This is a genomic window from Erwinia rhapontici, from assembly GCF_020683125.1.
Classification (GTDB): domain Bacteria; phylum Pseudomonadota; class Gammaproteobacteria; order Enterobacterales; family Enterobacteriaceae; genus Erwinia; species Erwinia rhapontici.
Genome location: NZ_CP085627.1, coordinates 262,565 through 286,322, shown reverse-complemented (window position 1 = coordinate 286,322; position 23,758 = coordinate 262,565). Strand labels below are relative to the sequence as shown.

The following is a 23,758-nucleotide window of genomic DNA, read 5'->3' as shown; positions in this document are numbered from 1 at the left end:
ATGCCCGACCCGCAGGCCACAACGTTATTCCGGCACAATCCAGCTGACTTTGGAGTAACCGGTGCCCGATGGCACCAGCACTTTTTCCAGCCACGGCAGCACATTTTTCATCTGCTGCTCCAGCTTCCACGGTGGGTTAATCACAATCATCCCGGAGGCGGTCATGCCAAAGCGGTCACTGTCCGGGCGAACGCCCAGCTCAATTTGCAGAATACGGCGAATGCCGGTGGCCTGCAGCTCGTTGAACATACGCTTGATTTGCTGACGCAGCACCACCGGATACCACAGGGCAAACACGCCCGTACCGAAGCGTTTGTACCCTTCCTGAATGCCCTGCACCACGGCCTGGTAATCGCTTTTCATTTCGTACGGCGGGTCGATGAGGATCAGACCCCGGCGTGACGGCGGTGGCAGCTTGGACTTCAACTGCTGGTAGCCGTCGGCGCGGGCGAGACGTGCACGATCGTCCTTCTGGAATTCACTGCGCAGCATCGGGAAGTCGCTGGAGTGCAGTTCTGTCAGCTGTAACTGGTCGTACTCACGCAGCAGATGGCGGGCAATCAGCGGAGAGCCCGGGTAGTAACGCAGCTTGCCACCGGGATTGTAGTTCTTCACCACGCTGATATAAGGCGCCAGCTCTTCCGGCAGATCATCCTGCTGCCAGATACGTGCAATGCCTTCCAGATACTCTCCGGTACGTTCCGCATGCTCACCGCTTAACAGGTAGCGCCCGGCACCCGCATGGGTATCGAGATAGAGGTAGGGTTTTTCCTTCTCATTCATCGAGCTGATAATCAGGCTCTGCACGGTGTGTTTGAGAACGTCGGCATGGTTGCCGGCATGGAAGCTGTGGCGATAACTGAGCATGTATTGGGATAATCCGGATGGTAAAAACAAGCGTGCCGCCAGTGGGCGGCACAGGTTGCGGTCATTATAGCGAAAACGGCTTAAAAAAGCGCGTTCAGGTCGGAATGTGCTGCCAGAACGGATAGGTAAACAGCAGCAGGTGCAGCATATTAAAGGAGAAATGCACCAGTGTCGCCACCCACAAACGTCCGCTCCACAGCCAGGCAAGGCCGTAGATCACACCGGCCATCGTGGCAAACAGCACCAGCAGCAGTCCGCCGGAAAAATGGGCCAGACCAAACAACAGTGCTGCAATCAGCAGCGCCCGTTTGTCACCCAGTAGCTGGCTTAAACGCTGCTGGATATAGCCGCGAAATAGCGCTTCTTCTGCCAGACAGACAAAAAACAGATTGGCCAGCATAAACGATCCCAGCCACGAAGGCAGATGGGGTTCCACCTTCAGGCCGCCAGCAAAGGTCGCCAACAGCAATAGCAAAGGCATCGACATTAGCAGAACCAGCCACCAGAGCACGTTAGCCGGGGACTTTGCCGGGCGCTTCAACAGCGTGGGCAGGCAGGCCAGTAACAGAAACGGGATAAGCGCTTTATCAAGGTTGTAGTAAAAGGTAAAGGGCGCACTCTGTGGCCCGGCCTGTTCACCAGAAACAATGATGAGATTATTCACCCCAGGGATCATGTGCAGCATCAGCGCCACTGCGCTGAAAACCAGGATAATTTCACCGGGTAGCGCGAAAGCGTGAGGTTGTTTCTGAACCGCGCAGTACACCGCGACAACACCCATCACCGTCAGTGCGATAATGCCGGGCGGCAGCAGCGTCTGATCCAGCACAGCCAGGACGAGGGCGATCGTCAGTAATATCAGTGAACTGCGCAGATAAAAGGGTAAAAAAAGTAACGAGGCCGCCAGCGTATACCACATAAATAAACTCCCTGTTTGTAACGGAGTAATACGATGTATGAAAGCGGGGGGAGTATGCAATGCTCACCTGAGTGTGGCAATGCGTAAAATGCGGTGAAAAGGGTGGGTAGCACGGGGGGAAAGCCGTTGCCGACACGCTGACCCATTGATTTTCACTACACTTACCCTCATGTTAAAGAAATCGTGCGTGAAAACGCGCCCCATACAACGATTAAAGGACTGCGCTATGACCAATCCGTTACTCTCTTCTTTTACGCTTCCCCCTTTCTCCGCCATTAAACCTGAACATGTGGTCCCCGCTGTGACCCAGGCGCTGGATGACTGCCGTGCGGCGGTAGAACGCGTGGTGGCCCAGGGGGCGCCGTACAGTTGGGATAACCTTGAGCAGCCGCTGGCCGAAGTGGGCGATCGCCTGAGCCGCCTGTTCTCGCCGGTCAGCCATCTGAACTCGGTAAAAAACAGCCCTGAACTGCGCCAGGCGTATGAGCAGGCGCTGCCGCTGTTGTCAGAATACAGCACCTGGATGGGGCAGCACGAAGGTCTGTACCAGGCCTATCGTGACCTGAAAGAGGGCGACAACTTCGCGGCTCTGGATATTGCGCAGAAGAAAGCTATCGATAACGCGCTGCGTGATTTCGAGCTGTCTGGTATTGGTCTGTCGAAAGAGAAGCAGCAGCGTTACGGTGAAATCGCCGCGCGTCTGTCAGAGCTGGGTTCGACCTACAGCAACAACGTGCTCGATGCCACAATGGGCTGGAGCAAGCTGATTACCGATGAAAAAGAGCTCTCCGGAATGCCGGAAAGTGCCCTGGCCGCAGCGAAAGCACAGGCGGAAGCCAAAGAGCAGGACGGCTGGTTGCTGACGCTGGATATTCCAAGTTATCTGCCCGTCATGACCTACTGCGACAACCAGGCGCTGCGCGAAGAGATTTACCGTGCTTACTCCACTCGCGCCTCTGATCAGGGGCCAAATGCCGGGAAGTGGGACAACAGCGATGTGATGGCGGAAGAGCTGGCACTGCGCCATGAACTGGCTCAACTGCTGGGTTTTGCATCCTATGCTGAGAAGTCGCTGGCGACCAAAATGGCCGAAAACCCGGCACAGGTAATTGATTTCCTGAACGGGCTGGCAACACGCGCCCGTCCGCAGGCTGAGCAGGAAGTCGCTCAGCTGCGTGCCTTCGCGAAGAAAGAGCACGGTGTTGAGGATCTGGAGCCCTGGGATCTGACGTACTACGGCGAAAAGCAGAAACAACATCTGTACACCATCAGTGATGAGCAACTGCGTCCGTACTTCCCGGCCCAACGTGCGCTGGATGGTCTGTTTGAAGTGGTGAAACGCATTTATGGCATCACCGCCAGCGAACGCCACGATGTGGATGTTTACCACCCTGATGTGCGTTTCTTCGATCTGTTCGATGAAAGCGGTGAGCTGCGCGGCAGCTTCTACCTTGACCTGTATGCGCGTGAACATAAACGCGGTGGGGCGTGGATGGATGACTGCGTGGGACAGATGCGTAAAGCCGATGGCACGCTGCAAAAACCCGTGGCCTATCTGACCTGTAACTTCAATCGTCCGGTTAGCGGCAAACCTGCACTGTTTACCCACAATGAAGTCACCACGCTGTTCCATGAGTTCGGTCACGGCCTGCATCATATGCTGACACGCATTGAAACCCCAGGCGTGTCCGGCATCAGCGGTGTGCCGTGGGATGCCGTCGAACTGCCAAGCCAGTTTATGGAAAACTGGTGCTGGGAGCCGGAAGCGCTGGCGTTTATCTCCGGTCATTTCGAAACCGGTGAACCGTTACCTCAGGATCTGCTGGAGAAAATGCTGGCGGCCAAAAACTATCAGGCAGCGCTGTTTATCCTGCGTCAGCTGGAGTTCGGCCTGTTCGATTTCCGCCTGCATGCCGAGTTCGATCCGGCGAAAGGTGCCCGTATTCTTGATATTCTGAAAGAGATCAAAGCGCAGGTCGCTGTGGTGCCTGGCCCATCGTGGGGCCGCTTCCCGCATGCGTTCAGTCATATCTTTGCCGGTGGCTATGCCGCAGGTTACTACAGCTACCTGTGGGCCGATGTGCTGGCGGCAGATGCCTACTCCCGCTTTGAAGAAGAGGGGATTTTTAACCGGGAAACCGGGCAGTCGTTCCTCGACAATATCCTGACGCGGGGCGGATCGGAGGAGCCGATGGAGCTGTTCCGTCGCTTCCGTGGTCGTGAGCCACAGCTGGATGCGATGCTGAAACACTACGGTATCAAAGGGTAAGTCATTAGTGAACATCTGTTTGTTAGATGAAACGGGCGCCGGAAACGGCGCCTTATCTGTTTTAGCTGCCCGCTGGCAGCTGGTGCATGATGAAAACGCGCTGATGGCGCTGGTGCTGACCCCGGAACATCTGGAGCTGCGTAAGCGCGATGAGCCGAAGCTGGGCGGCATCTTTGTTGATTTCGTCTCCGGGGCGATGCTGCACCGGCGTAAGTTCGGCGGTGGCCGCGGTGAGGCTGTGGCGAAAGCCGTCGGTATCAAAAGTGGCTATCTGCCGGATGTGGTGGATGCGACCGCCGGGCTGGGACGGGATGCCTTTGTACTGGCATCGATTGGCTGTCGGGTGCGGATGCTGGAACGTAACCCGGTCGTCGCCGCGCTGCTCGATGACGGTTTACGTCGTGGCTATGCCGATACGGAGATTGGTTCCTGGCTGCGTGAGCGTCTGACGCTGCTGCATGCTTCCAGTCTCAATGCACTGACGGATATCAGCCCGCCGCCTGATGTGGTGTACCTCGATCCGATGTACCCGCATAAGCAAAAAAGCGCGCTGGTGAAGAAAGAGATGCGTGTTTTCCAGTCGCTGGTGGGCCCGGATGAAGATGCCGACGGGCTGCTGCTGCCCGCGCGCCAGCTGGCCAAAAAACGCGTTGTGGTGAAACGGCCTGATTATGCGCCGCCCATCGCCGATGTTGCCACACCGAATGCGGTCACCACCAAGAGCCACCGTTTTGATATTTATTCACCCGTAAATGCCCCACGGGACGACCGGGAAGAAGGGGCGTCCCTGACATAATGGGGCTGATCTTCTTTTTTGGCGTAGCGGCTGACCTTCTTTTTCGGTCAGCCCGCCCGGCACATTAATCTTCGTCTTCGTCGCGCAGCGGTACGATCAGCATATCGATATGCACGGTGTTGATCAGCTGGCGTGCGGAAGACATCAGCTTGCTCCAGAAATCCTGGTGGTGCCCGCAAACCACTAAGTCCACCTGATACTGCTTAATGGCATCGACCAGCACCTGGCCGAGGTCACCGCTACCGCTTAACGTTTCCGCAATCGGATAGCCCGCGCTGTTGGACAAATCCGTCAGTGCAGTGTGCGTCTCTTCAGAAATACGTTTTTGCATATCCCCAAGGTTGACGTCAATCAGGCCGGTGTAGAGGTCTGAATAGTTCACATCAACGTGGATCAGGGACACCTTCGCATCGTAAGGTCGTGCCATCGAAACGGCTTTGTCGACCAGCAGTTTACTTTCCGGCGAGAGATCGACGGCAATCAGAATATGTTTATAGGCCATTTGAATACTCCTTTTCACGTAAGTGTTGAGAGTGAGTATAGCGAAAAATGTTACCGGGTGTTGTGGCATGCGGCGGCGTTTGCGAGGGCGATCAACATGAATTTTTGTCCCTTTGCTGGTGGACGCAGTAAACATCGCTGGAAAAAATTTAAACATATCTCCTACACTGATAATTGACGGCAGCAAAAGCGTTATGTGGCGTCAATCGGCATGCAGCAATCATCTTAATAATAAGGTTGGCGAAACCATCGTGGGGCGTATCCGGCTTTGCCCGGGTTATGCATTTCCGTGATGAGTGGCCGGGAGGGGATCATGATCAGCACCATTGCGCTTTTCTGGGCTCTTTGTGTCGTTTGTTTGGTGAATATGGCGCGCTATTTCTCTTCACTGCGGGCGCTGTTAGTGGTGCTGCGTGGATGCGATCCGTTGCTGTATCAGTATGTAGATGGCGCTGGATTCTTTACGTCTCATGGGCAGCCGAGTAAACAGGTGCGGCTGATCGGGTATATCTGGGCACAGCGTTATCTTGATCATCACGATGATGAATTTATCCGACGCTGCGAGCGCGTTCGTGGGCAGTTTTTATTAACCAGTTCACTCTGTGGGTTGGTGTTTATCAGTCTTATTGGGCTGGCCATCTGGCATTAAAAAAGGCGCCCCTGATAAGGGGGCGCCTTCTGGATGAATCGCGCATTCTTCGGGCGGACCTTTTTCGGTCCACCCGCTGCACATCAAATCAGCTTCAGTGCCAGCCAGTACAGGCTACCGGAAAGGACAATCGAGACCGGCAGGGTGAAGACCCACGCCAGCAGGATGTTCTTAATGGTGCGCCCCTGCACGCCGCCGCCGTCAACCAGCATCGTACCGGCAACGGAAGAGGAGAGGACGTGGGTGGTTGAAACCGGCATCCCGGTATAACTTGCCACACCGATTGAGACGGCTGCCGTCATCTGAGCAGACATCCCCTGTGCGTAAGTCATGCCTTTTTTACCGATTTTCTCACCGATAGTGGTGGCAACACGACGCCAGCCAACCATGGTACCCAGTGACAGTGCCAACGCGACGGCCAGGATAATCCACACCGGAGCATACTCAATGGTGTTGAGCAGGTCGCCCTTCAGCTTGTTGAGGAAGCGTTTGTCGTCAGGCTTGGTTTCCGGCAGCTTGGCGGCTTTCTCTGCGGTGTCTGAGATACACATCAGCAGGCGACGCAGCTGGCCGCGCTGTTCCACGCTTAACGCATCATAGCTGGAGAGGTTGTTCAGCAGACCCTGAGCACGCTGGATGGCAGGCAAAGCACGCGCCGCATCACAATGGAACTCATGAGGACCTGTTGGCACCTCTTCCGGCGTTGGCAACGCAGGCGGTGACATCTCGATGATATGCTTCAGCGAGGTGGCATGCTGCTGGTAATACTGTTCCAGATGGTTGACCGCATCGCGGGTGCGAGTGATGTCATAACCGCTGGAGTTCATATTGACCACAAAGCCTGCCGGTGCAACGCCAATCAGTACCAGCATAATCAGGCCGATACCTTTCTGGCCGTCGTTTGCGCCGTGCGAATAGCTGACGCCAATCGCCGAGACAATCAACGCGATACGGGTCCAGAACGGTGGCTTTTTCTTGCCATCGATCTTTTCACGCTCGGCTGGAGTCATATGAATCCGCTGACGTTTTTTATTCCCACTCCAGAAGCGGCGCAGGATAAACACCAATCCACCGGCAATCACTAAGCCGACAATCGGTGAAATAATCAACGACATAAAGATACCGATCATTTTGGGAATGTTCAGCGCATCCACCACCGAGGTGCCAGTCAGCAACGCGTTGGTCAGGCCGATACCAATGATGGCACCAATCAGAGTATGAGAGCTGGAAGCCGGTAACCCGAAGTACCAGGTGCCGAGATTCCATATAATAGCGGCAAGCAACATGGAAAAGACCATGGCCAGCCCGTGAGCCGATCCCACATTCAATAGCAGATCGGTGGGTAGCAGATGGACGATAGCGTAAGCCACGCTTAAGCCGCCCAACAGTACACCAAAGAAGTTGAACACCCCTGCCATGACAACCGCTAACTGCGAGCGCATTGCACGGGTATAGATCACGGTAGCGACTGCATTGGCCGTGTCATGGAAGCCATTGATTGCTTCGTAGATCAAGACAAACAACAGAGCGAGTACCAGTAACAGGCCGGTATGAAAATCAAGACCAGCAAACAGATGTAGCATAAGCGTTACGCCATTTTGGAGGACATGAACGCGGCGCATTATCAGCGACAAACCGCACCCGGGGAAAGGGAAATATAGACTTTTTTTGACAGTAACGTGTCAATGTGATGACAGTTACGGGTGAAAAGACTAAAAAATCATAAAGTTACAAAATGTTTCAACCCCGATTGGGGCCTGAAGCTGGTATCCCCGCCCCCAACTCACTACAATCAGCGTTTTTGAGAGTCGGCGCGGAGTGTGTGGTGGAAAAGTTTGACGTTATCGTAGTAGGCGCAGGCGCAGCGGGTCTGTTTTGTGCAGCCCAGGCGGGGCAAAAAGGGCTGCGGGTGCTGCTGATTGATAATGGCAAAAAAGCCGGGCGTAAAATCCTGATGTCGGGCGGCGGACGCTGTAATTTCACCAACCTTTACACCGAACCTGCGGCTTACCTGTCGCATAACCCGCATTTTTGTAAATCTGCGCTGGCGCGTTATACCCAGTGGGATTTTATCGATCTTATTAACCGTCACGGTATTGCCTGGCATGAGAAAACCCTGGGGCAGTTGTTCTGTGACGACTCTGCCCAGCAGGTGGTTGACCTGCTGCTGAAAGAGTGTGAGAACGGGCAGGTCACATTACGCTTGCGCAGTGAGGTGGTGTCCGTCACGCGTGACGACAGCGGCTACACGCTGCAACTGAACGGCACAGAGGTACAGGCAGAGAAACTGGTGATCGCCAGCGGTGGATTATCGATGCCGGGGCTGGGTGCGTCGCCGTTCGGCTATAAAATGGCTGAACAGTTTGGCCTGAAGGTGTTTCCCACCCGCGCCGGGCTGGTGCCGTTTACCCTGCATAAACCGCTGCTGGAACAGCTTCAGACACTATCCGGCGTCTCGGTGCCATCGGTACTCACCGCCGAAGACGGTACGGTATTTAAAGAAGCGCTGCTGTTTACCCATCGTGGCCTGTCTGGCCCGGCGGTCCTGCAACTCTCCAGCTACTGGCTACCGGGTGAATTTGTCACCGTTAACCTTTCCCCAGGCCAGGATATTGACGCGTTTATTAATGATGAGCGTAACAGTCATCCTAATCAGAGCCTGAAAAACACCCTGGCAAAACTGCTGCCGAAACGTCTGGTTGAGTGCCTGCAACTGCTGGGGACCGTACCGGAGTGCACGCTGAAGCAGCTGAACAGCCGTCAGCAGGCCGATCTGGCGACTGCGCTGCACCAGTGGCGCGTGCAGCCTAACGGCACCGAAGGCTACCGCACCGCCGAAGTCACGCTGGGCGGCGTCGATACCACTCAGCTGTCATCGAAAACGATGGAAGCGCGTGATGTACCGGGGCTCTATTTTATCGGTGAAGTGGTGGATGTGACCGGCTGGCTGGGAGGCTATAACTTCCAGTGGGCGTGGAGTTCCGCCTGGGCATGTGCGCAGGCGCTGTGAAGTTGGAATGGAATAATAAAGTCGACACAATAAACAATTAGTCGACACAAACTGTAAATTCACCATTCTGTACATAATTTTATTTTTTCATTACAAAACAATAGCTTATCATATGGGTTTTTTAGTCATTTTCTTAGATAATGTTTCAATTTAGTTATTAGTGATAAAAAATGAATTATATTCAATGCGTTATGTTATTCCGGACCAACTGAATGGACAAATAAAGTCGACACAAAGTGATTTGCATATCTGTTTGATATTAAAGACATATTTTTAAATGGTATAATGAAGTCGACTGTCCGAGGACAATAAAGTTGTACACAAAGCACTAAAGTTGTAACCATTCTCAAAAAACGACGCTAATGTTGTATACATTACTGAATGTGTGGTTATAGGGTTGTAGACTATAAAATGCACATATAGGTACGTATCAATGTCGTTTTTTGGGTACGATCATGGGTAGGGGTTGGCGTCTCAAATCCTATTTGGATTATGAAAATGCGCTAGGTGACGGCATAGGAGTGGGCTATGGCCAAAGTTATCAGCCCTGGCTTAGAGCTCAGGACGGCTTTGTTGAATAAATCGAACTTTTGCTGAGTTGAAGGATCAGATCACGTATCTTCCCGACAACGCAGACCGTTCCGTGGCAAAGCAAAAGTTCAAAATCACCAACTGGCCCACCTACAATAAAGCCCTCATCAACCGTGGCTCCATAACTTTCTGGCTGGATGATGAAGCTATTCAGGCCTGGTATGAGTCAGCAACACCTTCTTCACGAGGCAGACCTCAGCGCTATTCTGACCTTGCCATCACTACTGTGCTGGTCATTAAACGCGTATTCAGGCTGACCCTGCGGGCTGCGCAGGGCTTTATTGATTCCATTTTTTCTCTGATGAACGTTCCGCTACGCTGCCCGGATTACAGCTGTGTCAGCAGGCGGGCAAAGTCGGTTAATGTCAGTTTCAAAACGCCCACCCGGGGTGAAATCGCACACCTGGTAATTGATTCCACCGGGCTGAAGGTCTTCGGTGAAGGCGAGTGGAAAGTCAAAAAGCATGGCCAGGAACGCCGCCGTATCTGGCGTAAGCTGCATCTCGCCGTTGACAGTAAAACACATGAAATCATCTGCGCTGACCTGTCGCTGAACAACGTTACGGACTCAGAGGCCTTCCCCGGGTTAATCCGGCAAACCCACCGGAAAATCAGGTCAGCCGCCGCCGATGGCGCTTACGATACCCGGCTATGTCACGATGAACTGCGGCGTAAGAAAATCAGCGCGCTTATCCCTCCCCGAAAAGGTGCGGGTTACTGGCCCGGTGAATATGCAGACCGTAACCGTGCAGTGGCTAATCAGCGAATGACCGGGAGTAATGCGCGGTGGAAATGGACAACAGATTACAACCGTCGCTCGATAGCGGAAACGGCGATGTACCGGGTAAAACAGCTGTTCGGGGGTTCACTGACGCTGCGTGACTACGATGGTCAGGTTGCGGAGGCTATGGCCCTGGTACGAGCGCTGAACAAAATGACGAAAGCAGGTATACCTGAAAGCGTGCGTATTGCCTGAAAACACAACCCGCTACGGGGGAGACTTACCCGAAATCTGATTTATTCAACAAAGCCGTATGAATATTAAAAAGAAAACACCCGTAAAATAGCTACCTGCTGATGTAGTCAGCGCTACCCCAAGCCATCCCAGGCACAGGGCTTGCTCTGTGCCTTCCCTATCACAATCATAGACGCAATCTTTGGGGGTTTTCCCCTTGTGGCGTTACACTCTACGCCAGCTGATTTAACTCACTCAGAGTCTGCCCCACCAGGCCTCATTGTTGCAGCCAGTTTGGACACGGACAGCGCGGAGGAACCGGAGCGTACACGGAGTACGTGAGGATTCTGAGCACTGCCCGGGTTCAAAATGGCAAATAAAATAGCCTGGTGGGACAGACTCTCACTTAACCGGAAGACTCGATGACCAGACATTATGACTACCTTGCCATCGGCGGCGGCAGCGGCGGTATCGCCTCCATCAACCGTGCGGCCATGTATGGCCAGAAATGCGCGATAATCGAAGCGAAAGATCTCGGCGGCACCTGCGTGAACGTTGGCTGCGTACCAAAGAAAGTGATGTGGCATGCGGCACAAATCGCCGAAGCTATCCATAACTACGGCCCAGACTACGGCTTCGATACCACCGTTAACCAGTTCAACTGGGACGTTCTGCTGAAAAATCGCAGCGCTTATATCGACCGTATTCACACCTCTTACGACAACGTGCTGGGCAAGAATAACGTTGACGTGATCAAAGGTTATGCCCGTTTCGTTGATGCGCATACAGTGGAAGTCAACGGCGAGAAGATCACTGCTGATCATATTCTGATCGCCACCGGCGGCCGCCCAAGCCAGCCAACCATCCCGGGCGCAGAATACGGCATTAACTCCGATGGATTCTTTGAGCTTCAGGCCCTGCCGAAACGCACTGCAGTTGTCGGTGCAGGCTATATCGCCGTCGAAATTGCTGGTGTGCTGAACGCGCTGGGTTCTGAAACCCATCTGTATGTGCGTAAACATGCGCCGCTGCGTAGCTTCGATCCGCTGATCGTCGACACGCTGGTGGAAGTGATGAACACCGAAGGCCCGACGCTGCACACCGAGTCGGTTCCTAAAGCGGTAGTGAAAAACGCCGACGGTAGCCTGACCTTACAGCTGGAAAACGGCAAAGAGCAGACCGTTGACTGCCTGGTGTGGGCGATTGGTCGTGAGCCAATGACCGACAACCTGAACCTTGAAGTGACCGGCGTGAAGCTGAATGAAAAAGGTTACATCAGCGTTGATAAGTACCAGAACACCAACGTCAAGGGCATCTTCGCCGTCGGTGATAACACCGGTGCGGTTGAGCTGACGCCGGTCGCGGTTGCCGCAGGTCGTCGCCTGTCCGAGCGCCTGTTTAACAACAAGCCGGACGAGCATCTGGACTACAGCAATGTGCCAACCGTGGTGTTCAGCCACCCGCCAATCGGCACAGTCGGCCTGAGCGAGCCGGAAGCACGCGAGAAGTTTGGTGATGACCAGGTGAAAGTGTACAAATCATCATTCACCGCCATGTACACCGCTGTGACCCAGCACCGCCAGCCGTGCCGCATGAAGCTGGTGTGCGTGGGCGCCGATGAGAAAATCGTCGGTATTCATGGCATCGGTTACGGTATGGACGAGATGTTGCAGGGCTTTGCCGTCGCACTGAAAATGGGCGCGACCAAGAAAGACTTCGACAATACCGTGGCGATCCACCCAACGGGTTCGGAAGAGTTTGTGACGATGCGTTAACGGCGCAGTGCAACATTCACGCTCTACTCAGACCAGAAGCCTCCAGTGGAGGCTTTTTTTTCTGCTTTCGCCTGCCGAAATCAACAGCCACGTTTGTTAATATCTATTTTACACTGGACCTAACAGAACGGCCCCCACCTGCTCAACCGTCTGATTTTGCGCTATTACTGAACGCATTTCTGGAAAAAAAATTCCTGAAAAGATAAGATGTCTTTAAGATTACTCTTGTTTTAGGATGGAGTCTCAAGTGGGTCCAGTTATTACCAATCCCTGGCGGACGTTAGGATTGCAAGCCACCGCAACACGCAGAGAATTAACTAAACGTGTTGATGATTTAAAAACGCGCATTGAATTTGGTAAATCCAACCAATATCCTCTGGATTTTCCCGGCCTGTTTCCGTTAACCAGAACCGTTGAAACGGTCGATGACGCGGCTAAACAGCTCGATAACGACGAGCGTAAATTACTTCATGCCTTTTTCTGGTTTATCAAAGATGACAGCGTTGATGAATTAGCCTTGGAGTGTCTGGAAAATCACAGTTTTGAAAAAGCCTGTGAAATCTGGAGAAAGCAGATACTGAAAAGCGATGTGCCGCATTTTTCATGGCTGATTAATTATTCAACTATTCTTTTTTTACAATGCTACCAGAGCAATGAATTTGAAAAAAATGTGCATGGCGCGTTACAAATTCTGGGAAGCGTGGTCACACATAAACTGGATGAGCTGGCTGATAAAATATTCCAGAGCACCGTTGTTAATATCGACAAGAACACCATTGGTCGAAAGTTAGCCGATATTATCCTTGAATTTATTCATGCTGAATCCGCCACTAGAAAAAAAGAAAACACTTCCGACCTTCAGTCCTTGTTTGCAACCTTCCCGGAGGATACAAAGCAATATCTGCTGAACCGCATGACGGCTCCACATATCAAAATCCTTGAAGAAGCGATTGCCTGGAGCCGCAAGCAGCGTCAAGACAAAGAGAGTGACGACATAGCCGAATGCAATGCGTTACTGCACTATCAAGGCAGCGTTGATGCTCTGTTTCCTTATCGTACTAACTATCGCGTTAAAAGCGTCCTCAATGACTACGCCTGCGAGGTTCTGGACTGTTCGATCTACGCTAACAATGAGCTGGATGATACGGAACTGGCAATTGAGCTGAACAATAAAGCTTTACTGCTACCATCATGGGATGAAACCGCAGACAGGATCGCTGAAAACGAACAGTTGCTGGCCGAAATCCAGGCGGATAAGCAAGCACATAAACAGTTTGCCAGCACCATACAGTATTCAGAGACGCCGATTAAATCGCTCGCACATGCAAAAATCATCATCAATGTGCTGAACAGCGAACTGGATAAATGTGATACTGAAAACAGTTCACATCAGATGATTTCATCGATTTGTGCCAATAACGTACTTAATTATTTGGTCGATCAGTTTAACCAGGAACTGGCACTGTTCGAAAAAGCAGCTAATGGTGATATTTCCCGGTTAAATAAGCTTATTGATTTAACGTCCCAGACCATCACCTTAACCCAAATGTTGCGTAAATTTAAGGTGGATGAACACACCAGGAACCGCCTGAATACAAACCTGGAGTCGGTCAACAATGTTTATCAGCAGCTAAATGAAATTAACACAGCGGTAAAAACGGCGCAGGAAAATAAGAAAAAAGACAAAATTCGCAGTCTGATCGGCTGGAGTATTCTTTTATTTATTCTTTTCGCCATATTTTCATAATACAAGGCCACGATATTATAATGAGAATAAAATATATTCTTATCGCCACATTACTCAGTGCAGCTTCAGTGGCACAGGCAGTGGACAATACCCTGCCTGAAGAGGCGCTGGCACAGCAACAGTCCCAGTTAAATCAGCTTAAAAAGCAGGTTCGTACTTCACGTGCAGAAATCAATCGCCTGAATACGCAGCTTAAGCGGCAGCAGCAGGAGAATAATCAGCGCGTGAAGCAGCTGGATGCCACGCTGGAAAGCCGTGCACAACAGCAGGACGCCAGCGCGCAGCAGCAAAACCGCACGTTGAGCGACATCGATAAAAAACTGGAGAATGTCGCCACTGCACAGCAGCAGTCAAACCGTGATACCACCTCAACGCTGGACGCGCTGGAAAACCGCCATCAGCTGTTAGCCCGCGAAGTCAGCCAGCGCAACCTCACCCTGACACTGGTGTTAGGCGCATTTATTCTGATAGCACTCAGCGGCTATCTACTGCTGCTTAGAAGAGTGAAATCGGTACAGAACGGGGCGTCAGCCGGGCTGCAACAGGCGCTTGAGCGCGTTGGTCTGGCCGAGCAACAGATGGTTAAAGCCGACCACCAGTTGGCCGACAGCCTGACGGAAGTAGTGAGCCGGATGACGTTACTGGCCGGTGCGGAGAGCAGCAAGGCTGCCGCCGTAGAACAACCTGACCATACGCTGCCGCTGAAAGTAGCGGATGAAATTTTCCGTATGCGTAAGCGCCTGGCCTCGCTGCCAACGGAAACCAAGGGGTTAACCCCATTGAAGAAATCACTTGAGCGGCTGGAAAATCAGCTTAATGAGCAGGGCTATGAGATTATTGATTATACCGGGATGGATTTCGATGAAGGCATGACCATCAATGCCAGAGTCATTCCCTCAGACGATCTGGAACCCGGAAAGAGTGTGATCACCAAGGTGGTGGCACCACAGATTAATCACAACGGCTTAATTAACCGCATCGCCGACGTCGAAGTCAGCGTGGGATAAAGGAAATTTTATGCGTCAGAAAATCGATTATGGTATTGATCTGGGCACCACCAACTCGGCGATTGCCCGCATGGATTCCGGCGATTCGGTGATTATTAAATCCGATGAAACCCAGATGGACACTACGCCATCCTGTGTTGCCTATAATAAGAAAAAATCCGTTTACATGGGTGGCAAAGCGAAAAATATCATTCAAAACGAAGCGGTATCCGCACTAAAAAATCGAAAAACAGTGGCACCTAATGGTTACCAGGAATTTAAAAGAACCATGGGCACCGATCATCAGTATCGCTCCACGAATATGGAGCACGCTTACAGCTCGGAAGATCTCTCCGCTGAAATATTACAAAAACTCAAAAGCTACATCAGCGACGAGGTGATTAATGCGGCAGTGATTACCGTACCGGCAATGTTTAAGCAGAGTCAGCTGGATGCCACTCAGCGTGCGGCGGAACTGGCGGGCTTTGGCTACTGTGAACTGCTGCAAGAACCAATTGCCGCATCGATTGCCTACGGGATTAAAACCGCGCAGGCCAGCGGTTACTGGCTGGTGTTTGACTTCGGCGGTGGCACCTTCGATGCGGCGCTGATGCATGTTGAAGAAGGCATTATGAAGGTGGTGGATACCGAAGGGGACAATCACCTGGGTGGGAAAGACCTGGATAATGCCCTGATCGACCAGCTGATTATTCCCCAACTTAAAGAACAGTGTGCACTGGACGATTTCCTCGCAAATCCGGAATACGTCACGTTGCTGCAAGCCGCCGTCAAAAACTACGCCGAAGATGCCAAAATCACCCTATCCTCAAAGGAACGTTGGGAGTATTTTGTTGAAGATATAGGGGAGGATGATGACGGGGAAGAAATTCAGGCCGATATCACTATCTCCCTGGCACAGTATGAATCCGCCTGTGCACCCATTTTTCAGAAAGCCATCGACATTGTTAAAAACGTGCTGGTACGCAAAGGCTTATCCGGGCGCGATCTGCAAAGCGTGATTCTGGTGGGCGGCCCGACCTTCTCACAGACCCTGCGTCGTATGCTGGCAGAACAAATCGGCGGTAATATCGACAGCAGTATTGACCCGATGACCGCCGTAGCAAAAGGCGCAGCCCTGTTTGCCGCCACCCGCGATATTCCGCTGGTGTTACAGAAACGCGATAGCACCAAAGCACAATTAAGCCTGAAATACAGCGACACTACCGTGGAGCCGTACGTTAATCTGGGCATCCGTATTGATCGCAGCCAGTCGAGCGCCAGCCTGCCACAGACCTTTGCGCTGGAGATCATTCGTGGTGACAGCGCCTGGTCATCAGGCAAAGTGATGATTGAAGACGATGCTGAACTGCTCGAACTGTTGCTGAATGAAGGCAAGGCCAATCAATTTACCCTAAAACTCAGCGCGCCAGATGGCACGCCCATCCCCTGCGAACCCTCTTCCATTACCATTATCAATGGGCTGAAAATCGCCAGCGCGACCCTGCCTTATGCGATTGGCCTGGAGCTGTATGACACTGACAGCGCCTCAGAAGGCGTGATCCCTATCAGTGGGCTGGAGAAAAACACCTCCCTGCCAGCGAAGGGCACCGCTAAATTAAAAACCATGAAGAACATCCGCCCCGGCAATCGCCAGGATCGGATTGTACTGCCGATTTTTGAGGTATCCAGCGGGTTTGAGAAGGAAGTCAGCCGCGCCATCCTCAATAACTTCCACAGCAAAGTGATCATAACCGGTGACGACTTCCCGTCGCTGTTACCGGAGGGCAGCGAGGTGCAACTGACGCTGCACATTGACGCCTCACGCCGCACCCTGGTGTCGGTCTATATTCCTGCGTTTGATGAAAGCTTCGACTTCACCATCGAATCCCGTATTGAGCCGGAAATTGACAGCGAGGATCTGCACAAGCAGCTGCGGGAAGCCAGCCAGTCAGCGCGCACGCTGGCCAGTGAAGGCATTGCCGATGCCGAAGCGCAGCTCACCATTCTTGAAAAAGCGCAGCAGCAGCTGGAACACCGTGGCCAGGAGCGCGACACCAAAGAACAGGTGCAGCAGCAGGTCAAAACCGCCTTTTTAACCCTGGACAAGTTTAACAAACAGGACGCCTGGCCGCAGGCGCAGGCAGGGCTGGAAGAGGCACTAGAGGAATTGCTTGAACTGCAACAGCAGACCGGGTCACGCGAAGAAAGTGAGCAGATTGCCCGCCATCAGCAGGATGCCCGCACCATCATCAACGGCCAGGATGTTAACTCTGCCAAAAAGCTGACAAAGGCAATCGAGGACACGGCCTTCCAGCTAAAAATGAAAGATATCCGCTTCTGGGTGGGCTTTATCTACTACCTGGATGAGGACTTTGACAGGATCTCATGGCTGGATAAAGCAACAGCCCGCCAGGGTGTACAGCAGTTGAAACAGCTGTTAGAGATGAACCCGGATATTGATCGTTTGCGCCCGGCGGTACAGGCGGTACTGCAGCTGATGCAGAACAGCAGCTATGCCGATCTGGGTAATAAAATTAATACCAACCTGCTGCGTACTTAGGTGCCATTGAATGAAACAGGGTACATTCCGCAAAAATACGTTAATTGACGGTCAGTTTCAGGTGCTGGCCTATCTGGGTGCCAGCGATTTCTGCGAGCTGTACCGTGTGGAAGATCGACAGCAAAAGGTGAAGTTTCTGAAACTAATCTCCGCCGAGCGGGCAGAAGAGGTCGATCTGCCTGCGCTGGCGGCGTCACTGCGCTGGGCAAGTGCACTCAAAGGGGACAACATCATTCAATGCTACCCCCTGCAACAGAGTGTGACCCGCTGCGGTATACATTACTTCACGATGGATTTTGTCTCGGGAGAGCGCTTATCCACCCTGCTTTCCCGCGAGATAAAATTAGCGTCTTATGAAAGCTATCAGCTGACGCTGGACCTGCTGGACGCCCTGATATCAACAGGTGACCAGCGGCCTGAAACGGGCGCCTTTACGGTCACACCGAACCATATTTTTATCGACTATGCGGCCGATTTAAGGCGCGCGCTCTGGCTACCGGTCCGGGTCAGTGAACATCTGAAAAGCACCGATGCCGCCTCGGCAACGTCCATCGACCTCGCCTGTCTTGCTCCAGAAGCTCTGCTTGAGCGGAGCACGCACGGCAGCCCGCTGTTCTCGATTATCTGTGTGCTTTATCGCTGCCTGACCGGTCACCACGCCTGGGAGTATCCAATTGACTGGCAGCAGATGCCGGCCGACGACATCAGGCAGACTATCGCCCTGACCCGCTCTGCCCGGTTACCGAGAGCCCTGCCAAATGCGTCGGCACATTTGACGGCTATCGTTCAGCGCGCGCTGAATCTGGCACCTGACCAGCGCTATCCGAACGCAGAGGCGCTAAAACGGGACATCCTGAGCCTGCGCGATGAGATGTTTACGCTCCCCGCCTTGGCCGTCCCCTCGCCGGTGGAAGCGTTAAGCCCGCCGCCTGGAGTGCCGTCCGGCATCGCTGCATCGCAGGGCTTTGCCTCGATTGCCGGAATGGATGCGCTAAAGTCCCTGCTTGATAAAGATATTATCGCCCCGTTAAACGATAAGGCGTTATATCAGACCTACGGCATCCAGCCGCTGAACGGGATGCTGTTTTACGGCCCGCCCGGCTGCGGCAAAACCTATATCGCGCAAAAACTCGCTGAAGAGCTGGGCTTCTTCTACCTGGAGATCAAACCTTCCGACCTTGCCAGTACCTATATTCACGGTACGCAGGAAAAAATCGGCAACCTTTTCCGTCGGGCCAAAACCAATGCGCCCACACTGATTTTCATTGATGAAGTGGACGCCGTACTGCCTGACAGGGAATCAGACCAGGGTAATCATGGCTATGCAGCAGAAGTGAATGAGTTCCTTGCTCAGATGACCAACTGCAATGAAAGAGGCATCTTTATTGTTGCCGCCACCAATCGCCCGGAGATGATCGACCCGGCGATATTACGCACCGGGCGGTTGGACAAATTAATCTATATCGGCCTGCCTGATTTTGCCGCCCGGTACGCGCTGTTTACCCTGCTACTGAAAAACCGCCCCACGCAGGCGGTGGATATCAATAGCCTGGCGATGCTGACCGAGGGCTATGTCACCAGCGATCTCAGCTTTATGGTTAACGAAGCCGCCAAGCTGGCGCTGGAAAAACGTGAACCCATTACCGACCGGCATTTTTCCACCGTACGCGCGGGCTTTCGCCCTTCAGTCTCAGAAGATCAGATTAACCGTTATGCGAGCTTCCAGTCGCGGCAGGCCGGGGATTGATACTTGCCAGACCAGTGATACGTGAACAACAAAGAGGGAGGTCATACTATGGGATGGGAACTGCATATCACTCGGGCAGAACATTGGTGGGATGGCCAACATCATCCGATTGACAATAAAGAGTGGGTTCAGTTGGTTAACAACGATGATGAACTCTCATTTGACCCCATCAATGGTGATCATTTTGCACTCTGGAAACAGGAGGAGACTCACTGGCAGGAGTTGAATGAGGGAAGAGTCTCAGCAAAGAGACCCGAGCAGGCCCTTTATTGCAAGATGCTTGATATCGCGGTCATCCTCAATGCTAGCGTCATGGATGAGGAAGACCGCATATATCGATTGCCCGGCGATTTACTTAATCCGCCCTCGGCACAATCAAAACCTAAACTCTCCTGGCGGCAAAAAATGTTTAACTTTATAAGAAGGTGAAACATTTATCTGAACCCTGGCAATCAGCTGCGGCAGGCGCAGCCGCACTGGGCCATTTCGCCATGCACTTCGCGGCTGAGGTGTGAATGACGGATCTTCAGTTCACCTTTGCGCCAGGCCCCCTTTTCATCCGCGCGGTTGTCGAGCAGGCGGTTCAGCGCTTCGGTAATCTGCAAGTCGCAGCGCTGCGCCCAGGTGGTCAGGTTCCACATGGAAGAGCGGGCTTCTCCTACGTCATCAAAACCCACCACCCCGATATGTGCACCCTGACCGAAGTCGCGGATCGCCTGCATCGCACCAAAGGCCAGCACATCATTTTCGCAGAACAGCGCATCCACGCGCTCAGAGGCCCAGGTGTTTTTCAGGTAGGTCATCATCGTCTGATAGGCCATTTCCCGATCGTAGTGACCCGCCACCAGCACTTTATCCAGCGTTTTATTCGCGGCATCCAGACTGGCGGCGTAGCCCTCCATACGCAGCAGGTGGGTCGACGATGTCTCCTGGCCTTTCATATAGCCAAAACGGTGATAACCCTGCGACAGCAGCAGGCGCCCGATCTCAGCGCCGGCGGCATACCCGTCCACACTGACCACTTCCACATCGGCACTGTCGGTACTGCGGCACACGTGAATACTGGGGATCTGGTGCAACTCGTCCACGGCAACAATCAGTTCATCGCTGAAGATGGTGGCCAGGAACAGCAATGCATCAACCTGCAACTGCCCGGCCATTTGCAGCACTGACTGATAGTTTGCATCAGAATCCACATTCAGCAGCAGCGCCATATAGCCGCGCTCATTCAACTGACGCGTAACCTCGTTGAGCATTTTCAGTGTGTGGGGATTGGTAAACTCATCGGCCACCACCCCAATAATATGGGTTTTTCGCTGCTTCAGGCTGCGTGCCAGCAGGTTAGGCCGAAAGCCGAGTTTTTTCGCCGCCGCCAGCACTTCTTCCCGTGCCAGCGGGGAGATTGAGGCATCCGTTTTGAACGCCCGCAGCACGGTCCATTTAGAAACCCCGGCAAGTTCTGCCACATCACTGGCCGTCGCTTTCTGAGTCTGTTTTTCTTTCACTGTATTTTTCATGATGAGTTAAACGCCCGCACTCCGGTGGCTGAACCTGTTGCCAACAGAATAGAGTAATCTCGCCGCCCCCAAAAGTATGGGGTGGCGGATGTGTGATTTCCCCCGCCTTTACGTCCCCCTTTATCATCAACATGTTACATCGATGTTTATTATTGCTACCGTTGGCAACATTCTTTGCCAACGGTAGCAAAGTCAGGTAAAATCCGACCCCGCTCACACTATTGCCATAACCCACTGTTTTTAAATGACTAAAAACCGCATTACCCCATCTTTTGCTGTGGTTAATGTTTGGCGAAAAACCGCCTTTTGAAAAAAATGTTATCAGTGCGTGGCAAAAAGGTGCAACGCGGTGCAAAAGGAAAGTGGTGCAAGCGCATAACAACTTTAAATATTTCTTCATTGATGTCGGGCAAGAGTCGATTCACCTATCGTCCTGAAAAGGAATTGTTCAGTATGGAAAATATCTCATCATGAAAAACAGTCGCAATATTCTGGTTACTATCATCGGGATAGCCCTGGTACTTCTGGGCCTGTCCCTTGCCGGTGGCGGTATCTACCTGATCACCCTGAAGGGGTCCTGGTTCTACCTCCCTGCCGGCCTGGCGATGGCCGCCACCGGTCTGGGACTGGTCAGGAGAAATGGCTGGGCGCTGTATCTCGCCTGGGCATTACTGATTGTCAGCCTGATCTGGGCATTCAGTGAAGTCGGTACTGACTTCTGGCAGTTAGTGCCGCGTACCGTCACCTTCCTGGTTGTCGCATTGCTGGCCACGCTGTGTGCCCCGCTGTTGCGCAAAAAAGACCAGACCCGCGTCATCGGCTGCAAAGTGGCAGGCGGTTTCTCCGTGGTACTGGCTATCGCTATCGTGGCGATTTTTGCCAACATGTTCCGTATCCATCCGGAAGTGGAAGCCAGCGGCGAGCCTGCCGCCGTTCTGGATGAAAAAGCAGCTGACGACAGCGGCAACGACTGGGCGGCCTATGGTCGTAATACCGGTGGTCAACGTTTCGCGCAGTTCAACCAGATCAATACCACTAACGTGAAAGATCTGAAGGTTGCCTGGACGTATCACACGGGCGATCTGGCGATTAACGGCTCCGAATATCAGGTTACGCCACTGAAAGTCGGTAACACCATGTACCTGTGTACCCCGCTGAACAAAGTCATTGCACTTGACCCGGTCACCGGGAAAGAGAAGTGGCGCTTCGATCCAAAAATCGAAGAAACCGAGGGTAACAAGCAGTGGAAACGCTGCCGTGGCGTGGCATATACCGAGCTAAGCCCGGCACAACAGGATGGCACTCCGCCTGCGATTGCCGGTAACAAACGCATTATCAGCACCACCGTTGATGGCCGCATCTTCTCGCTGGATGCCGAAACCGGCAAGCTGGACACTCGCTTCGGTGACAACGGCTTTGTGAACCTGCTGAACGGCCTTGGCCCAACGGCGCATGGCTCTTACTATCTGACGTCTGCGCCGCTGGTGGCTGATGGCGTGGTGATGGTCGGCGGTAAGCTGAACGATAACCTGACCACCGGTGAAGCCTCCGGCGTGGTGCGTGGTTTTGACGCCCGCAGCGGCAAAATCCTCTGGGCATGGGATGCATCCCGTGGCGCGAAAGACAGCTCTCCGCTGCCGGAAGGCCAGACCTACGCCATTGAAACCCCGAACTTCTGGGGTACGGCGGCCTATGATGCGAAGCTGGGCATTGCCTACTTCCCTACAGGTAACCAGACGCCTGACTTCTGGACCGGTAACCGTCATGACTATTCTGATGAATACAATGACGCTATCGTTGCCGTTGAACTGAAAACCGGTAAAGAGATCTGGCATTTCCGTACCGCCAATCACGACCAGTTTGACTATGACGTCTCTTCCCAGCCGATCCTCTACGATATGCCGGGCAAAGATGGCACCACCACGCCAGTGCTGATCCAGTTGACCAAACGTGGCCAGATCTTCGTGCTTGACCGTCGTACCGGTAAGCCAGTGGTGCAGGTTGAGGAACGTAACGTCTCTACCGACGCGATGCCGGGCATGAAAGTGGCGGCAACTCAGCCGTACTCGGCGATCTCCGTGGGCACCGCCGCGTTGAAAGAATCTGACATGTGGGGCGCTTCCATCTTTGACCAGCTTTACTGCCGCGTGCAGTTTAAAGAGATGCGTTGGGAAGGCGAGTTCACTCCGCTCTCTGACAAAAAACGCACCCTGATTTACCCGGGCTACTACGGTGGCTTCAACTGGGGCGGCGGGGCGATTGACCCGTCTACCGGTACGCTGATCGTCAACGATATTCGTATGGCGCAGTGGGGCAAATTTATTAAACGTGAAGATGCCGAGAAGAAAGGGATGAAAGCCAGCACCGAGGGCGAGTACTCCAAACAGCTGGGTACACCGTGGGGCGTGGAGCGTTCGATGTTTATGTCGCCACTGGGTATTCCTTGCTTCAAACCGCCGTTTGGTTCGATGACCGCTATCGATCTGGCAACCGGCAAAACCCGCTGGCAGATGCCGATGGGCAGCATTAAAGATGCGCCAATCAACGGCGTGGCACCGGGTCTGGATATCCCACTGGGTATGCCAACCATGGGTGGCCCGCTGGTGACAAAAGGTGGCCTGACCTTCTTCCACGGCTCGCTGGACTACTTCGTTCGTGCGCTGGATAACAACACCGGTAAAGAGTTGTGGCGTGGCCGTCTGCCCGTTGGCGGACAGGGCGCACCGATGACCTATATCGCGGAAGACGGTAAGCAGTACGTGGTCGTAGTCGCAGGCGGCGCTACGCGCACCGGCACTAACGACAACCGTGGTGATGATGTGATTGCTTACGCGCTGCCATAAGCCTGACGCATTCTGAACCCGGTAAG

The 23,758-nt window shown here is 53.1% G+C and carries 17 protein-coding genes and 1 pseudogene; 13 read left to right on the top strand and 5 right to left on the bottom strand.

From position 1 onward, the window contains the following. Window positions 1-24: 24 nt before the first annotated feature. The gene (locus LJN55_RS01205) at window positions 25-867 is read right to left on the bottom strand and encodes a 23S rRNA (adenine(2030)-N(6))-methyltransferase RlmJ (protein WP_133844363.1); all 843 of its coding nucleotides are present in this window, start codon (window positions 865-867) and stop codon (window positions 25-27) included. Between the two features lie 94 nt (window positions 868-961). Beyond that, on the bottom strand, window positions 962-1,786 hold the full coding sequence (locus LJN55_RS01200; RefSeq protein WP_159337780.1) for a CPBP family intramembrane glutamic endopeptidase: 825 nt from the start codon (window positions 1,784-1,786) through the stop codon (window positions 962-964). Window positions 1,787-2,012: 226 nt separating this feature from the next. Between LJN55_RS01200 and prlC the strand changes: the two genes are divergently transcribed. Together prlC and rsmJ are read left to right on the top strand one after the other, a co-directional pair. After that, complete coding sequence (prlC, locus tag LJN55_RS01195) at window positions 2,013-4,055, top strand: oligopeptidase A (protein ID WP_133844358.1); 2,043 nt, start codon at window positions 2,013-2,015, stop codon at window positions 4,053-4,055. Window positions 4,056-4,062: 7 nt separating this feature from the next. Beyond that, window positions 4,063-4,851, top strand: a complete 789-nt coding sequence (rsmJ, locus tag LJN55_RS01190; protein WP_212813584.1) for a 16S rRNA (guanine(1516)-N(2))-methyltransferase RsmJ — start codon at window positions 4,063-4,065, stop codon at window positions 4,849-4,851. A 64-nt stretch (window positions 4,852-4,915) separates the two neighbouring features. On the opposite strand, the gene uspA is transcribed toward rsmJ, so the two are convergent. After that, window positions 4,916-5,353 (bottom strand): universal stress protein UspA, encoded by a 438-nt coding sequence (gene uspA, locus LJN55_RS01185; RefSeq protein WP_133844354.1) that lies wholly within the window; start codon window positions 5,351-5,353, stop codon window positions 4,916-4,918. 312 nt (window positions 5,354-5,665) lie between these two features. On the opposite strand from uspA, the gene uspB reads away from it, so the two are divergent. Beyond that, window positions 5,666-6,001: a universal stress protein UspB gene (gene uspB, locus LJN55_RS01180; protein WP_133844352.1), complete on the top strand. Its 336-nt coding sequence runs from the start codon at window positions 5,666-5,668 to the stop codon at window positions 5,999-6,001. Between the two features lie 83 nt (window positions 6,002-6,084). On the opposite strand, the gene pitA is transcribed toward uspB, so the two are convergent. After that, on the bottom strand, window positions 6,085-7,584 hold the full coding sequence (pitA, locus tag LJN55_RS01175) for an inorganic phosphate transporter PitA (RefSeq protein ID WP_133844350.1): 1,500 nt from the start codon (window positions 7,582-7,584) through the stop codon (window positions 6,085-6,087). A gap of 242 nt (window positions 7,585-7,826) precedes the next feature. On the opposite strand from pitA, the gene LJN55_RS01170 reads away from it, so the two are divergent. From LJN55_RS01170 to LJN55_RS01130, 9 genes and pseudogenes are all read left to right on the top strand, one after another. Further along, window positions 7,827-9,011 (top strand): BaiN/RdsA family NAD(P)/FAD-dependent oxidoreductase, encoded by a 1,185-nt coding sequence (locus tag LJN55_RS01170; protein ID WP_133844348.1) that lies wholly within the window; start codon window positions 7,827-7,829, stop codon window positions 9,009-9,011. A 455-nt stretch (window positions 9,012-9,466) separates the two neighbouring features. Beyond that, window positions 9,467-9,577 (top strand): annotated as a pseudogene (locus LJN55_RS01165) (TnsA endonuclease N-terminal domain-containing protein); the annotation flags it as partial. A 77-nt stretch (window positions 9,578-9,654) separates the two neighbouring features. Then, on the top strand, window positions 9,655-10,578 hold the full coding sequence (locus tag LJN55_RS01160) for an IS5-like element IS903B family transposase (RefSeq protein WP_001118618.1): 924 nt from the start codon (window positions 9,655-9,657) through the stop codon (window positions 10,576-10,578). Between the two features lie 401 nt (window positions 10,579-10,979). Beyond that, on the top strand, window positions 10,980-12,332 hold the full coding sequence (gorA, locus tag LJN55_RS01155) for a glutathione-disulfide reductase (RefSeq protein ID WP_133844393.1): 1,353 nt from the start codon (window positions 10,980-10,982) through the stop codon (window positions 12,330-12,332). A 247-nt stretch (window positions 12,333-12,579) separates the two neighbouring features. Then, entirely contained in the window at window positions 12,580-14,079 is a 1,500-nt protein-coding gene (locus LJN55_RS01150) for a hypothetical protein (RefSeq protein WP_227535537.1), read from the top strand. A 20-nt stretch (window positions 14,080-14,099) separates the two neighbouring features. Beyond that, window positions 14,100-15,086, top strand: coding sequence for a hypothetical protein (locus tag LJN55_RS01145; RefSeq protein WP_227535535.1), 987 nt, complete (start codon window positions 14,100-14,102; stop codon window positions 15,084-15,086). A gap of 10 nt (window positions 15,087-15,096) precedes the next feature. Beyond that, window positions 15,097-17,625, top strand: a complete 2,529-nt coding sequence (locus tag LJN55_RS01140) for an Hsp70 family protein (protein WP_227535533.1) — start codon at window positions 15,097-15,099, stop codon at window positions 17,623-17,625. Between the two features lie 10 nt (window positions 17,626-17,635). Next, a complete protein-coding gene (locus tag LJN55_RS01135; protein WP_227535531.1) occupies window positions 17,636-19,372 on the top strand; it encodes an AAA family ATPase in 1,737 nt (578 codons plus the stop codon). Window positions 19,373-19,420: 48 nt separating this feature from the next. Then, window positions 19,421-19,801 (top strand): hypothetical protein, encoded by a 381-nt coding sequence (locus tag LJN55_RS01130; protein ID WP_227535530.1) that lies wholly within the window; start codon window positions 19,421-19,423, stop codon window positions 19,799-19,801. A 23-nt stretch (window positions 19,802-19,824) separates the two neighbouring features. Here LJN55_RS01130 and LJN55_RS01125 read toward each other — a convergent pair whose 3' ends face one another. Next, window positions 19,825-20,889: a LacI family DNA-binding transcriptional regulator gene (locus LJN55_RS01125; RefSeq protein ID WP_227535529.1), complete on the bottom strand. Its 1,065-nt coding sequence runs from the start codon at window positions 20,887-20,889 to the stop codon at window positions 19,825-19,827. 470 nt (window positions 20,890-21,359) lie between these two features. Between LJN55_RS01125 and LJN55_RS01120 the strand changes: the two genes are divergently transcribed. After that, entirely contained in the window at window positions 21,360-23,732 is a 2,373-nt protein-coding gene (locus tag LJN55_RS01120; RefSeq protein ID WP_227535528.1) for a membrane-bound PQQ-dependent dehydrogenase, glucose/quinate/shikimate family, read from the top strand. The last annotated feature ends 26 nt before the right edge of the window (window positions 23,733-23,758 follow it).

Bases quoted from the DNA above. Each gene is read 5' to 3' on its own strand.
- prlC (WP_133844358.1), top strand. From the start codon at position 2,013: ATGACCAATCCGTTACTCTCTTCTTTTACGCTTCCCCCTTTCTCCGCC.
- uspA (WP_133844354.1), bottom strand. From the start codon at position 5,353: ATGGCCTATAAACATATTCTGATTGCCGTCGATCTCTCGCCGGAAAGT.
- LJN55_RS01205 (WP_133844363.1), bottom strand. From the start codon at position 867: ATGCTCAGTTATCGCCACAGCTTCCATGCCGGCAACCATGCCGACGTT.
- pitA (WP_133844350.1), bottom strand. From the start codon at position 7,584: ATGCTACATCTGTTTGCTGGTCTTGATTTTCATACCGGCCTGTTACTG.
- LJN55_RS01200 (WP_159337780.1), bottom strand. From the start codon at position 1,786: ATGTGGTATACGCTGGCGGCCTCGTTACTTTTTTTACCCTTTTATCTG.
- uspB (WP_133844352.1), top strand. From the start codon at position 5,666: ATGATCAGCACCATTGCGCTTTTCTGGGCTCTTTGTGTCGTTTGTTTG.
- LJN55_RS01120 (WP_227535528.1), top strand. From the start codon at position 21,360: ATGAAAAACAGTCGCAATATTCTGGTTACTATCATCGGGATAGCCCTG.
- LJN55_RS01140 (WP_227535533.1), top strand. From the start codon at position 15,097: ATGCGTCAGAAAATCGATTATGGTATTGATCTGGGCACCACCAACTCG.
- gorA (WP_133844393.1), top strand. From the start codon at position 10,980: ATGACCAGACATTATGACTACCTTGCCATCGGCGGCGGCAGCGGCGGT.
- LJN55_RS01145 (WP_227535535.1), top strand. From the start codon at position 14,100: ATGAGAATAAAATATATTCTTATCGCCACATTACTCAGTGCAGCTTCA.
- LJN55_RS01130 (WP_227535530.1), top strand. From the start codon at position 19,421: ATGGGATGGGAACTGCATATCACTCGGGCAGAACATTGGTGGGATGGC.
- LJN55_RS01125 (WP_227535529.1), bottom strand. From the start codon at position 20,889: ATGAAAAATACAGTGAAAGAAAAACAGACTCAGAAAGCGACGGCCAGT.
- LJN55_RS01135 (WP_227535531.1), top strand. From the start codon at position 17,636: ATGAAACAGGGTACATTCCGCAAAAATACGTTAATTGACGGTCAGTTT.